Annotated in this window: 14 protein-coding genes and 1 tRNA gene; 1 reads left to right on the forward strand and 14 read right to left on the reverse strand. The window is 48.6% G+C overall.

From position 1 onward, the window contains the following. Window positions 1-362: 362 nt before the first annotated feature. The 5 genes from AC5FXQ_RS16175 to rpmH all read right to left on the reverse strand — a co-directional run bounded on the left by AC5FXQ_RS16175 (window position 363) and on the right by rpmH (window position 3,976). Window positions 363-875: a DUF2480 family protein gene (locus AC5FXQ_RS16175; RefSeq protein WP_493603460.1), complete on the reverse strand. Its 513-nt coding sequence runs from the start codon at window positions 873-875 to the stop codon at window positions 363-365. 9 nt (window positions 876-884) lie between these two features. After that, window positions 885-1,583, reverse strand: coding sequence for a tRNA (adenosine(37)-N6)-threonylcarbamoyltransferase complex dimerization subunit type 1 TsaB (gene tsaB, locus AC5FXQ_RS16180; protein WP_493603461.1), 699 nt, complete (start codon window positions 1,581-1,583; stop codon window positions 885-887). A gap of 106 nt (window positions 1,584-1,689) precedes the next feature. Beyond that, window positions 1,690-3,339 carry a S41 family peptidase gene (locus AC5FXQ_RS16185; RefSeq protein WP_493603462.1) on the reverse strand — a complete coding sequence of 550 codons (1,650 nt, stop codon included), beginning with the start codon at window positions 3,337-3,339 and terminating at the stop codon, window positions 1,690-1,692. Window positions 3,340-3,367: 28 nt separating this feature from the next. Further along, window positions 3,368-3,760: a ribonuclease P protein component gene (gene rnpA, locus AC5FXQ_RS16190; protein ID WP_493603463.1), complete on the reverse strand. Its 393-nt coding sequence runs from the start codon at window positions 3,758-3,760 to the stop codon at window positions 3,368-3,370. A gap of 57 nt (window positions 3,761-3,817) precedes the next feature. Next, window positions 3,818-3,976, reverse strand: coding sequence for a 50S ribosomal protein L34 (gene rpmH, locus AC5FXQ_RS16195; protein WP_007659000.1), 159 nt, complete (start codon window positions 3,974-3,976; stop codon window positions 3,818-3,820). Between the two features lie 229 nt (window positions 3,977-4,205). Between rpmH and AC5FXQ_RS16200 the strand changes: the two genes are divergently transcribed. Then, complete coding sequence (locus tag AC5FXQ_RS16200; protein WP_493603464.1) at window positions 4,206-5,930, forward strand: M61 family metallopeptidase; 1,725 nt, start codon at window positions 4,206-4,208, stop codon at window positions 5,928-5,930. On the opposite strand, the gene AC5FXQ_RS16205 is transcribed toward AC5FXQ_RS16200, so the two are convergent. From AC5FXQ_RS16205 to AC5FXQ_RS16245, 9 genes are all read right to left on the reverse strand, one after another. Beyond that, on the reverse strand, window positions 5,927-7,162 hold the full coding sequence (locus tag AC5FXQ_RS16205) for an NAD(P)/FAD-dependent oxidoreductase (protein ID WP_493603465.1): 1,236 nt from the start codon (window positions 7,160-7,162) through the stop codon (window positions 5,927-5,929). The genes AC5FXQ_RS16200 and AC5FXQ_RS16205 overlap by 4 nt on opposite strands. Window positions 7,163-7,369: 207 nt before the next feature. Continuing rightward, entirely contained in the window at window positions 7,370-7,588 is a 219-nt protein-coding gene (locus AC5FXQ_RS16210) for a hypothetical protein (RefSeq protein WP_493603466.1), read from the reverse strand. A gap of 152 nt (window positions 7,589-7,740) precedes the next feature. Then, window positions 7,741-8,664 carry a PfkB family carbohydrate kinase gene (locus tag AC5FXQ_RS16215; protein ID WP_493603467.1) on the reverse strand — a complete coding sequence of 308 codons (924 nt, stop codon included), beginning with the start codon at window positions 8,662-8,664 and terminating at the stop codon, window positions 7,741-7,743. 93 nt (window positions 8,665-8,757) lie between these two features. Further along, a tRNA-His gene (locus AC5FXQ_RS16220) sits at window positions 8,758-8,834 on the reverse strand. A gap of 133 nt (window positions 8,835-8,967) precedes the next feature. Continuing rightward, window positions 8,968-9,336, reverse strand: coding sequence for a DUF6980 family protein (locus AC5FXQ_RS16225; RefSeq protein WP_493603468.1), 369 nt, complete (start codon window positions 9,334-9,336; stop codon window positions 8,968-8,970). 62 nt (window positions 9,337-9,398) lie between these two features. Further along, window positions 9,399-9,869: a DinB family protein gene (locus tag AC5FXQ_RS16230; protein WP_493603469.1), complete on the reverse strand. Its 471-nt coding sequence runs from the start codon at window positions 9,867-9,869 to the stop codon at window positions 9,399-9,401. 29 nt (window positions 9,870-9,898) lie between these two features. Further along, window positions 9,899-11,233 (reverse strand): dihydroorotase, encoded by a 1,335-nt coding sequence (locus AC5FXQ_RS16235; protein WP_493603470.1) that lies wholly within the window; start codon window positions 11,231-11,233, stop codon window positions 9,899-9,901. Between the two features lie 106 nt (window positions 11,234-11,339). Continuing rightward, entirely contained in the window at window positions 11,340-12,569 is a 1,230-nt protein-coding gene (locus AC5FXQ_RS16240) for a serpin family protein (RefSeq protein WP_493603471.1), read from the reverse strand. 88 nt (window positions 12,570-12,657) lie between these two features. After that, a complete protein-coding gene (locus AC5FXQ_RS16245) occupies window positions 12,658-13,272 on the reverse strand; it encodes a hypothetical protein (protein WP_493603472.1) in 615 nt (204 codons plus the stop codon). Between the last annotated feature and the right edge of the window lie 105 nt (window positions 13,273-13,377).

Genomic DNA, 13,377 nt, shown 5'->3' on the forward strand with positions numbered 1-13,377 from the left:
TCTTAACAATACAGGCTGTTATTACCTGCATTGCTAAGAGTATGTTTGTTTTCAGAGCTCTTTATCACTCCAAAAAAATAGGTTGTTTAGTCGGTAACACATAAGAAGACTGCTTCTGCAATCTGTGGATATGCCCTATGCTACTTGCGTCAGTTCCCTGCGCGCTAGAGCGTAACAGCATTTGCCTTCCTTGAAGTTCCATACCTGATTATTTTTTCTCTTCGTTCTCTCTTTCACTTGCACTACGCTACACCCTAATTACTTTTTAGTCCTCTATTATCTACACTTTACCTACATCTATAAAACAGCAGGGCCCTTTCTTTTGGAAAGGGCCCTGCTGTTTGTCTTATGCTAAAATCAGTCTATGCTGTTTTTGGCTTCTTATATAATGGAACTGTGCTACATGGTTCGCCATACATCAGGCTACTTACCACTGGCAAGAGTTTTCGCATAATCTCTACATAAGCATAAGTTGGAACAGGTATACTGCCGCATCCTTTGATGACAACCTTGCCATTCCGATAGTCTTCCGGATCTATTTTGGCAATTGCTTCTTGCATCAGGGCTTGCTCCAATGCTTCCAGGTCTCCAAAAACATAATAGTTAGCATGCGCCTGAAGCTTTGTCGCGAGCAGCATATAGGCCCAGGTCGGCACGATGGCATCAACTGAGCAGATGATGGCCACGTTCTTTCCAGCATACATGGACCAGTCATGCTCTTTCACGAAGGCTCTGAAATCCTTCTCCCGAAGAATCAAACCCTGAAACAGGTTATCTTTAATATCATACACTACCCGCTCACCTGGATGAAGCAGCTCTTCCAGGTTTAGCGTCACGAGTGCGCTTTGTGCTACTTTGTTTATTATATCTGACATTGCTATAGCTTATTTAATCGTGTTCTTAGTAGGACTTGTTATATAAACATCCTTCAGATAGAAGGGTTCATAATAGGCCACGTCTTCGAATGCCTGTTGCTCGTACTTCGCCATCGCCAGCTGACCGATCGGTTTTGCAGATGGCTGTATACTATCAATGAACAGCGCATGCTTATTTCCCTCTACCAAGTTTTTGAACTTGCCTGCACCGTTTCCGAAGAAAATGATCGGTTGTCCGGCCAGCTGTTCCTCAAAGCTTTGCCCGTCCAAGACCACAGGTGTAACCGGCATCAGCTCCTCCAGGTTGGAGTTGAGCAGACAGGTATAGACTTCCATACGTCGTGCATCGATCATGGGACAAAACAAGTAGCCCTGTGCATTAGGTACGCTATCGATCGCCTGCTTTGCCAATCCATATAAAGTAGATATCTCCAGCAGGGGAATTTCCAGCGAGTAGCAAAGGCCTTTGGCAGTAGAGCTGCCTATACGCAAACCGGTATAAGACCCTGGTCCTCCTGAAACAGCCACAGCGCTTAGGTTGTGCAGGGTATAGCCACAGTTCTCGACAAGCTGCGAAATCATGACCGTAATATGGGAAGAGTGGGACTTTTCAATCTGCAGCTCAGATGCCCCAAGCAGGTCCGCTCCTTTATATAAGGCAACAGAACATACAGTAGAAGAGGTTTCGAGCGCAAGCAGTAGTGGCATAATTGAACTTATAATGAATGAGATGACAAAAGTACGGCCGAAAGACTAAGAAACAAAAAGGGTGACACCGGACCGGCATCACCCTTTTTGTTTATACCTTATCTTTTTACTTCACTTTCAGGTAAGATGCATATTCTTGCTGATCGCTGAGCACACGCTTTGCCATTAGTATATCCGGGTCGTCATCGAACGAGGACTCAATATAGCCTTTCTGCAGATAGTAGCGGGAAGCGATCTCAGCCTCCAGCATTTCCTGTATCTCGGCGCGGAAACGCATCAGGTCATTTGACTTGTTATGCGACACCTTTCTCTTGATGGCATCCAGCTCCAGCTTGATGTCATCAAGGTGCTTGCCATCCTTCGCCTGCTCTGTCAGGTCTTCCAGCTCACGTTCTATCTTAGTAGTGTAGTTCACGTCTTTGTCTTCCAGGAAAGCGATGAACTTCTGGTAATCGGCATCAGTCAGCTTAAACTGCTTGGCTGAAGGTATAGTCGGGTTCTCGGCTCTATACTTGTTGGCGTACTCAAAGAAGTAACCTTTGACTGCAATCGTTTTGGCAATTTCAGAGTAAGCCTTACGGGTAACTTCCACATCCGGGCTTACACCGCCGCCATCGTAGACGATACGTCCACCAGCTGTTTTATGAGCCACCTTAAGCGAATCCGGAATTTTGCCGGCGCTACCGTCTTCATTACGGTGCTTATAGTCAATCGCCTGAATGCTACGGCCGCTCGGGATGTAGTACTTGGCAGTTGTTACTTTTAGTTGCGAGTTATAGGAAAGCGGACGGGTAGCCTGCACCAAACCTTTACCGAATGTGCGCTCCCCTACCAGCACGGCACGGTCATAGTCCTGCATCACACCAGCCACAATCTCTGATGCCGAAGCACTTCGTGAGCTGGTCAGGATGACCATAGGCATGGTCTTATCAAGGGGTTCATCCAGCGCCTTGTAGGTTTTGTTCCACTCCTTTACTTTACCTTTGGTGCTAACGATATCCCGGCCTTTGTCAACAAACAGATTGGAGATGTTCACGGCTTCGTGCAGCAAACCACCCGGATTGTCACGCAAATCGAAAATAATCTTCTTTGCTCCCTGCTCTTTCAGTTTCTGCACGGCAGTCCTTACCTCCTTAGAGGCGTCCACTGTGAAGCCTGACAGCTGGAAGTAGCCGATCTCATTGTCGATCATGCCATAGTAAGGCACATTGTCAACCATGATATTGGCGCGGGTGAGCTCTACTGTCCGGGATTTGTTCTGACCGTAGCTGCGCACTTCGAGTTTTACAGTGGAGTTGGCCTGCCCCTTCAGTAGCTTACTCACTTCGGAAGTAGTCTTGCTCGAAACGTTTACGCCGTCGATCTTAACGATCTCGTCACCGATCACCAGCCCCGCTTTGTGAGCCGGGGAGTTTTCGTAGGGCATTTGCACCACAATTTTGTTGTTGCGGCTACCAATGAGCGCACCGATACCGCCATACTGCCCGGTGGTCATGGTTCTGAAATCTTCAATATCGTCTTCGGGAATGTAGTTGGTATAAGGGTCGAGCGACTTGAGCATCGCGTCTATACCTGTGCGCACCAGTTTGGAAGGCGGCACTTCGTCTACATAGTAGGTATTTACTTCTTTGAAAAGCGTGGCAAAAACGTCGAGGTTTTTGGCAATTTCGAAATAGCGCTCCGACTCTGTCTTAAAGGAGAAGAGGGTCAGCGCAAGGCAGCCAATGAGGAGGCCGGCTATAGACTTCTTATACATAATATTCCGGGTTTAGGGCGGGGTAAGACTATCTAGTCAAACAACGTTCCAAACCGGAAATTAGTTTTTTTTGGATTGTATCAAAGGATTTTTTTTCCTTGCCGATGTAAATAATGGCAAGGAGGCGGGGTGCCTGCCCTTGATGCTGGGTAAGAAGGTGCTTGTTAAGGCGGTAAGCCTCACGTATCTGGCGCTTCAGGCGGTTGCGGTCGACGGCACGCTTAAAGTGGCGCTTCGACACCGATATAACCAACTGTGTACTGTCAGAAAGAGCATCTTCAGGTGTGTGGTACACAAACCTGAGCGGATACAAATTAAAAGAAGAACCCTTGCTAAACAGCAGCGAGATAAGGCGCTTACTGCACAAGCGTTCTTCTTTCGAAAATGTATAGGAATTCGGTTGCGTAGCTTTATCGTTCATTCACGGGGTCCATTCAATAATAGAGCGGCTCCGGATTGAGCAAAGCACAACCGAAAATTAAGCCTTGTGTCTTCTTTCGTCAGAAACAGTCAGTTTCTTTCTGCCTTTAGCTCTTCTGCTAGCTAGCACTCTTCTTCCGTTAGCGGTTTCCATTCTTGATCTGAAACCGTGCTTGTTTCTTCTTTTTCTCTGCGAAGGCTGGAATGTTCTTTTCATCGTCTGCCAATGGTTTTATTATGGCCTGCAAAATTAGGGAAGCTTTTCTAAAATAGCAATCCCACCTCCTATATTATTTCAAAAAATACAGAAAAAAGGGCTTTCTGATCATTCTAAACCATTTAGAACGCGTAGCTATACCTTAATTTGAACGGCCTGGAAGCCCCGTATACCTGGGTTAAGCACAAATTACTTTAATTTTATACCGAACCCCATACCATCACCTGTTATGATCCGGCACCATATTTCCTACTCCAATCCGCTCACGCACTTTCTGTATATCACCATCTCCATACCTGATTACAGCCAACAGGAGCTATACCTGCAGCTACCTGCCTGGCGCCCGGGCCGCTACGAGCTGCAGCACTTTGCCCAGAAGTTGCGCGGTGTTACGGCCCATGCAAACGGCACGGCTATACCTGTGCGCAAGGTCACCAAGGACCGATGGCTGGTTGAGACAAATGGTGCAGAGCAGATCGAGATACGCTACAGCTTCTACGCCCGGCAGATGGACGGCGGTGGTTCCTGGCTCGACGAGGAGCAGCTATACCTGAACGGCATCAACTGCCTGATGGCGGTAGAAGGCCGCGAGCAAGAGCCGCAGCAATTGCAACTGGCTATACCTGCTAACTGGCAGATCGCCTGCGGACTACCCGAAACGGAACCGCATATCTTGCAGGCTGAGAATTACGACCAGCTGGTGGGCAGCCCGCTGATTGCAAGTCCCTCTCTTCAAAAAGAGACTTATACCGTGGCCGGTATACCTTTCCACATCTGGATACAGGGCGACTGCCGGCCGAACTGGGAGCGGATCAAAAAGGACTTCGATGCTTTCACCGAAGAGCAGCTGGAAGTGTTCGGCGATTTTCCGGTGGCGGATTATCACTATCTAAACGAAATCCTCCCCTACCGCTTCTATCACGGAGTGGAGCACATTAACTCTACGGTCATCACGCTGGGCCCCGGGGAACTGCTGATGACGCCTGCTCTATACAAGGAATTCTTAGGCGTGAGTTCACACGAGCTCTTCCACACGTGGAACGTCAAGCAGATCAGGCCTAAAGAAATGCTGCCTTATGATTTTACTGGGGAGAATTACTTCCGGACGGGCTATGTGGCTGAAGGTATAACAACGTACTATGGCGACTACATGCTGGCCCGCTCGGGCGTGTTTACAGCAGCGCAGTACTTCGATGAACTAAACACGACACTGCAGCGCTACTTCGCCGATTACAGTCGCCACCATATGTCTGTAGCCGACTCCTCTTTCGACCTCTGGCTGGACGGCTACAAACCCGGTATACCTGATCGCAAAGTATCCATCTACATCAAAGGCGCACTTACTGCTTTGCTGCTCGATCTGCAGTTGCGCCGTGCTACCGTCAATCAAGCTAGCCTGGACGCGGTGATGCGCCACCTTTGGAAGGAGTTCGGCAAACGTGGTATTGGCTATACCGAACAGGACTACGAACAGCTCGTGCTACGTGTCGGAGGCAAAGAGTTCGGGCATTATTTTGAACAGTATATCAACGGCACCGCGCCTATAGAAGATGCCTTAGACGAAGCCTTGCGCTATGTGGGCTGCACGCTTAAGGCAGAAGAAAACGCCATGATCGCGGAGCGGCTCTTCGGGTTTAAGACGGTTGCTGACACGCAAACAACCAAAGTAACAGCCATTGCACCTAACTCACCTGCCAGTACGGCATTAAGTTTAGAGGATGAGTTGATAGCAGTAAACGGACGGAAAATCGAGCAAAACCTGCAGCCTTTGCTGGCTGACATGGACCTCAACCAAGGTATAGAGCTGACGCTTTTCAGAAATAAACAGCTTCGCCAGGTAAGGTTGCAGCCAAGCCAGCAAACCTATTACACAAAGTATAGCGTTACCAAACGTCCAGACGCGACAGACGCCGAGAAGCAGAACTTTAAATTCTGGTTGAAACAGGAGTTTTAGTTAAAAAGCAGTTTGAGATAGAAAGACGGTTGCTTGAGTCGCTCCCGCAGGTCCAGGTCGGTGAACATGCAAGAGATGGTTTCGGCCAGTGCCTGGTTTTTGGATGCTTTGCTCGCTACCTGGTTGAAAAGCCACGGATAGTCCAGCAGGCGTTGCATGCGGCGACTCAGCTTGAGCTCCTTCCAGAGGCGGTTATACACTGCCTTGTCGTAGCTCTGCATAAAGTCGGCAGAGTAGTTTTGCTGTTGCAGGCACAGCTCAGCCTGCCCAGCCGCCCAGCGACCGCTGATCATGGCGTTGCTGATACCCTCGCCGGTAAAAGGGTCTATCAGGGAAGCGGCATCCCCCACCAGCATGTAGTTGTCGCCAGAAATCACCCGCTTCTTAGAACCCAGCGGCAGGCCATAGCCTTTGATATCGCCTATCAGTTCGGCATTGGCAAAGCGCTGCCTGAACTCGGGGTGGCTCTCTATCATGCGGAGCATTTCCTTTTTCAGGTTTACCTTCTTCTGGCTTACCGTCTCGCTCAGCATACCTACGCCGACATTGGCATGGCCACCCGGCAGCGGGAAAATCCAGAAATAGCCCGGCAGGAAATCTTTCAGAAAGTGCAGTTCGATGAAGTTATCCTTGTCCAGCCCCGCCACATTTTTGTAATAGGCCCGAAGGCCGGCGCAGTAATGCTCCGGCTCCTGCTTTATACCTGCCTCGTGCCGCGCAAAGGCCGAGTGTGCCCCATTGGCGGCAATCAGCAAGCGGGTATTCAGTTGGAGCTGTCCGCTCTTGTCTGTCAACGCAAAGCCCTGACTATTTCGCTCCACTTTAGCGATGTCTATACCTTCCAGCAGTGTTATCTCAGGCCGCTGCCTTACCTGCTCGATCAGGAAGTTGTCGAAATCTATCCTCTTGGAGATGTAACCTGAAGGTATATCCTGTGCGGAATCGTAGTTGTACTTGAAAGGCACGCTCAGTTTGTGTCCGGCTGGCGAGATAAAATGAATGCCCCAAGAAGGCAGCTGCTCTTTTTGTTCGCCCAACAAGGCAGGAAGGTTGGGATCGATACGCTTCAGTTCATTCACCACTTTGCCGCTCAGGGCGTCGCCGCATACTTTGTCCCTGGGGAATATAGCTTTGTCAAGTAGCACACAGGAGATGCCCTTGTTGGCCAGGTGCAGGGCTGCCGTAGCACCGCCCGGTCCGGCTCCCAGTATACAAATGTCGTATTGCTGCATAAATGGCTTCGTGGTGAAGGAATCTAAAAATAAACAGCAAACCTGAACCTAGCGCTATACCTGCTCAAAAAAGGACATAAAAAAAGGAAAGCCCTTGGGCCTTCCTCTCCTTTTTCATAGTCTTATTTTGTATTCCTGACGCACTTACTTATGGTAAGGGGTGTTGTTAGCACCTATCGCCAGGTTGGGTTTAGTCGCGTTGTTATTTTACTTCTTTTTATAAGGCATGTTGTTACCACCCTGTGCCAGATTACGGTTTGGGTTTTGCACTTTAGAATCATCGGTCTGCTGCAGCTTTTTAGCGGGGTCTATTGCAACGCGTTCGTTGTATCCTTCCTGCTGACGCTTGTTCTCAATTTTAGAGGTCGAGTTCTTTTCCCCCTGCTTTTGCAAGTTTCCCTTCTGGTTGTTTTTATCGCTATTCATAGTTGTCTTCATTAAGAGTTCTAGTATAGGTTTACCACCGCAAGCTTCACTTTGTTGCATTTTAATGCAATTTAGCTTACATCATATACCTGTCAGAAAACAAAAAAGGGAAGCCGAAGCTTCCCTTTTAAAAACATATAAATTACTTATATTTAAGACAATATGGTATCGAAAGCCACCAGATTAACGAACTGCTGTACGCGACTGTCAATCTCCTGCTGGTCCAATTTCTTCAGACGTTCAGTGCCGAATTTCTCTACGCAGAATGACGCCATAGCCGAACCGTGGATGATTGCGCGCTTCATATTATCGAAGCTGATGTCGCCTGTCGCGGCAATGTAGCCGATGAAGCCACCGGCAAATGTATCGCCAGCTCCGGTCGGGTCGAATACTTCCTCCAGCGGCAGGGCCGGCGCGAAGAATACTTTGTCGTCGTGGAACAACAGGGCGCCGTGCTCCCCTTTCTTGATGATCAGGAATTTTGGCCCCATCGCCATGATCTTACGGGCAGCCTTCACCAGCGAGTACTCACCACTCAGTTGTCGCGCTTCTTCATCGTTGATAGACAGCACGTCTACCATACCGATCGTTTTCTGAAGTTCTTCCATGGCAATGTCCATCCAGAAGTTCATGGTGTCCATCACGATCAGCTTCGGGCGGTTAGTCAGGCGCTCCAGCACGGTGCGCTGCACCTGCGGCGCCAGGTTGCCCAGCATCAGGTACTCACAGTTCTGGTAGCTTTCCGGGATGATCGGGTCGAAATCGCCCAGTACGTTCAGCTCCGTTACCAGTGTTTCGCGGCTGTTCATGTCGTTGAAATAGCGACCAGACCAGAAGAAAGACTTCTCGTTCTCCTTTACCTGCACACCTTCGGTGCTGATATTGCGCTGGTGCATCAGGCTAATGTGGTCCTGGTCGAAATCGCCCCCCACTACTGATACCACGTTCACAGGCTTCACAAAGTAAGAAGCCGACAGCGAAATGTATGTGGCGGCACCGCCTACGATCTTATCTGTTTTTCCGAAGGGAGTTTCCAGCGCATCAAACGCCATCGAACCGACTACTACTAAGCTCATATTTTTAATTTTGAATGAGTGATTTTTGAATGAGTGAATAGACACACATGCAATATAAATAAAAAAAGCCCCTGAAGGTTTGCTTCAAGGGCTTGGGGTGGAAGATGGGTCTCGAACCCACGACCCCCAGAATCACAATCTGGTGCTCTAACCAACTGAGCTACAACCACCGTGTCTCGTTTGAGAATGCAAATATACGTGTCGTTTTCTTATTTACAATACGCAGAACGCATTTTTTTGAATAAAATTCGTATCTCTCTGTTTTCTTTAGACTTACAAATTAGCCCTCGCAGGGTATAACATTTACTTATTTAGCTTCGTGCCACACCAGGGGCAGTAGTTTATGACCACCATGGTAGCACTGCCGTTGTGCACAGGTATACCGTACAGCCCTTCATCCCACTGATTGATCACTACCTCCGGATCGTCATACCTGATTTCCCCGTCGGCATCCAGGCTTTCGTATACCTTGTCGGCCATCATCAGGCAACAGTAATTTTGGTAGTCAAAGCCTTTGCTCTTCAGCTTCTCGGTAATAGCCCAGTTGTAGCAGGCCTCGTCTTCATGAATGGCTTCTTCATACGCCTCGTAGTCCTCCGACTGCAGCACCTCCTCTGGTAGCTCTTTTCCAAAAAAGCGGGCATGCAACTCCTTGAATTTATTTAACTCCATTTGCTTGTTCTCTATCTCCTGATACCTGAAATTTCCCATCGAAGGAAATCCCCTTCTTCAACCTAGCGTATGATATCCGTATCAACAGGCGTATAGCCCAGGTGCCTGCTCAGCGAAAGAACCTGCCCTTTGTGATGGTACTCGTGTGTGATGACATGAGTAAACAATTTGAGCGGGTTAGCTTTGGTGCTCGCATCGTTAATGTTGACCTTCAGATTAGCGAGATAACTTCGGCTGAAGTAAGCTATGAATTCACTCATCAGTTCATCAATAGCATCGAACAGCTGCCGCGCTTCTTCAATGTTTTCCACAGACTCGTGAGTGGTGAAAATCATCTCCTTTTGCAATGCCTGCTGCCCGATCCAGAATTCATAGGTATTGGCGATATGCACCAGCATGTTCCGGATGCTTCCTCTTCCGAAGGAGCTGTTTTCCTGGCAAAAGTCCACTGCTGAAATGGTTTCACAGTATTGCAGGAGGACTTCCCGCGATCCTCTTACCCAATCATACTGCAGTGACATAATACTTTCCATACCTATACCTTTCTGGTTAAATCCACAGCCTATCTGTCAAATAACAGCCGCTCCCCTTTTTTGCTCTCGTCGAACTTGCCGTTGGCAAAGGCCAGGTGACCGGAAACCAAGGTATGGGTGATGGTGCTGCTAAAGGTATGGCCTTCAAAAGGTGACCAGTTGCATTTATAGTAGGTATTGTCTTTGGAAACGGTGTAAGGCTTGTTCAGGTCTACCAGCACCAGGTCGGCCCAGTAGCCTTCGCGGATGTAGCCGCGTTCGCGCACGTTAAACAGGATGGCAGGCGCATGGCTCATTTTCTCTACTACTTTCTCGATCGTCAGCTTGCCCTGCTTCACAAACTCCAGCATCATCTGCACCGAGTGCTGCACCAACGGCACACCGCTCGGTGCCTGCTTGTACTTGCCCTGCTTCTCTTCCCAGGTATGTGGCGCATGATCAGTGGCGATCACATCGAGTTTGTCATCCAGCAGTCCTTGTAGAAGGCCTTCCTTGTGACGGTGCTCTTTTATAGCCGGGTTACACTTGATCTGTGTCCCAAACTTATCGTAGTCTTCTTTGTCGAACCAGAGGTGGTGCACGCATACCTCCGCGGTAATACGCTTTTGCTCCAGCGGAATATCATTGCGGAACAGCTTCAGTTCTTCTTCAGTGGAAATATGCAGGATGTGTAGACGGGTATTGTGCTTCTCAGCCAGCTTCACGGCCAGAAAAGATGATTTAAAGCAGGCCGCTTCGTTGCGAATCTCAGGGTGGCACTTCACCGGTATATCCTCGCCGTACTTCTCCTCATAAATGGCCATGTTGTCGCGGATGGTCTGCTCGTCCTCGCAATGCACGGCAATCGGCAGCTTGGCCTTGGCGAAGATCTGATCCAGTGTCTGCTCATTGTCCACGAGCATGTTCCCCGTGGAAGAACCCATGAAAATCTTAATACCGCAAACCGTGTTCGGATTAGTGAGCAACACCTCCGCCAGGTTGTCGTTGGTGGCTCCCATGTAGAAGGAGTAGTTCGCAAGTGAGGTCTCGGCGGCAATCTTATACTTGTCCTCGAGCAACTCCTGCGTTGTAGCGTTTGGCACCGTGTTCGGCATCTCCATAAACGACGTAGTACCGCCTGCCACAGCTGCTCTCGCCTCAGTCTCGATATTCGCCTTGTGGGTCAGGCCCGGCTCCCGGAAGTGCACCTGGTCGTCGATCGCACCGGGAATCAGGTGCAGGCCGGTGGCGTCGATCGTCTCGTCGGCTTCGGCTTCTATACCTTGCCCGATCTGTGCGATGCGACCTTCTTTTACCAATACATTGGCTGTGGTAATGCTTCCTTCGTTTACAAGCTGTGCGTTCTTTATCAGGATAGATTTCATGCTGCTAAGGTAAGTGCTAGACAAAGTTAACACACATTAGCAAAGTTTCCCGCACAAAAGCGCCCTGATTGCTATACCTGGAAGATAAAAACTATACCTCCCGCTATTAAGGCTGCATTAGCTTACCGATGAAGAGAATGGCACCCGAGGATTTCTCGCGGATCATGAACACGAAAGGACGGTCTACACGGTAACTGGCCGGCATAGAGGTTAACTCTATACCTACTGAGGTGACGGCTGCGGCCTCTGTACCCTCTTCGTTCACTTCTACGAAGGTCTTGTGCTTCACTTGTGAGATAGCCAGATTGTTATGCCCCTCTATCATGCGACTGAAGTTCGCCCCGCCCGAAAAAGCAACGCCCATACCCAGGTTGATCAGCATGGAGTTCAGCTCTTCTTCGTATTCCATCTTAAATTTAGGCATTTGCAACTCCCAACTTACACTGCGCCCCTCTGCAAGCCACTTCGACAGGTTGGCTGGGCTTAGCTGCGGGATAATGCTTTGCACGGTATTATCCCCGCTTGGCATCACAATCGTCATGCTGTACTGCTCATTTCCGTAAGGCAGGTCGATCATGTCTACGGTATTATCGCGGTAGTGCAGGTACTCGCCCTTCTTCATGGTCATGAAATCGTGGGTCATGCTGCTGCCGTTTTCGAGTTGGAACTGCCCCGGTTTTGTAAGGTTCTTATCAAAAGGATAGGTCCAGGTGCCCTTAAAGTAAATGGCGTTGATCAGAAACAGTACCTGATCACGCTGTATATCATCCAATATTTTGTCGATCTTGTTGTTGGTGCTGTTCTTCACCCAGTTGTTAATCTGCCCAACAGAGGCGGGCGAAGCAAAGTCAAGACCCTGCACGGTGGCGTTGAAGTACTCCTTGTTTGTCTGGATAAAAGGTGCCTGCAGCCGCACCAGGTTACTGTGCCATAGAGAATTGGCCGAGGTAAAGATCACCTTCTTGTCTATACCTTGCAGCAAAGCTACCAGGTCTTTAAAGGACTTGTTGATCTCCTCATCAGAGGCCGCCTCAAAGCCAAGCGTTTGCCCGATGGCTTGTTTTGTTTCGCCATCCGCTCCGTTGTAAGCCATGGTCAGGGCCATGCTGATGCTGAGCGGCGAGATGAAAATATTTTCACTCTCTTCAGCTTTGCTCAGCTCTGCAAAGGACCTAAAAGCGAAGTCGTTGGAGCTGGTTACCGTTTTCTGCTCCTGCACCGTCAGCGGGCGGATATTGGGTGTGTTGGGTCCTTCGTCTACCATCTCTTTCTGGCAACCAGAAAATAAGCTCATCGCCACAAGGGCTATACCTGACAATAATATGCTTTTGCTCATGGGGAACGTTGGGTTATGGTAAAGGTCTATACCTGAAAGACCCTAACGGGAGTGTGATGGTTGCATGGTATATTTAGCTTATCTTATTTCACCAAGGAAAACACTGTGGTCCAACTGCTCCTCCACCGTATTCTAGCACTACCCGATCCGTATACAATACATAAGTACAACCATCATTGTAATTCGCTCTCATGCTATCTGGTATAGGCTCATCGAACAGGTTATAAAAATACATACCCATACCACTTCGCTGAAAGCCGATGTTAAAAGGACTGCTGCTTGCTACCGAAATGCATCCGGCTTCATCCAATTTCGCTTTAAGGGTCTTTAGTGTTTCACGTGACCAGCCTAATGAAGATATCATAGAATCAACTCTAGTAGATTTAATCTCCAAATCCCAATTGTTATTACGCAGCGTTTTTCCTGTGGCTGTGTCTAAAGTGGCTATATGAAAAATGTTTAGCTCATTATTGTCTGTAAATTCGATTTTTACGGTGTGATGGGCAGGTACAATGGATTGGAAGTAAGACTTTAGCGCAAGCATTTCTGCTTGTTTGGAATCGTAATGCTCGATCAGCTCCTGTTTTGTGTAATCCTTGTCAAAGGCGCCAAAGGCAGACATGATCATCAGAAGAACACTTACAAAGCCAATGAAGGCTATACTTGCTAATATAAGCAGCCACTTAAGAACCTTTTTAAACATACCCTAAACGAAATACTACCACTAATATATAAGGTTCAAGATGCTACAAATCCTCCACAACGCACCTAGCTATATCCCCCTCCCATAAATTTCCCGTACCTTTGC

This window comes from Pontibacter sp. LHS1, from assembly GCF_058932855.1.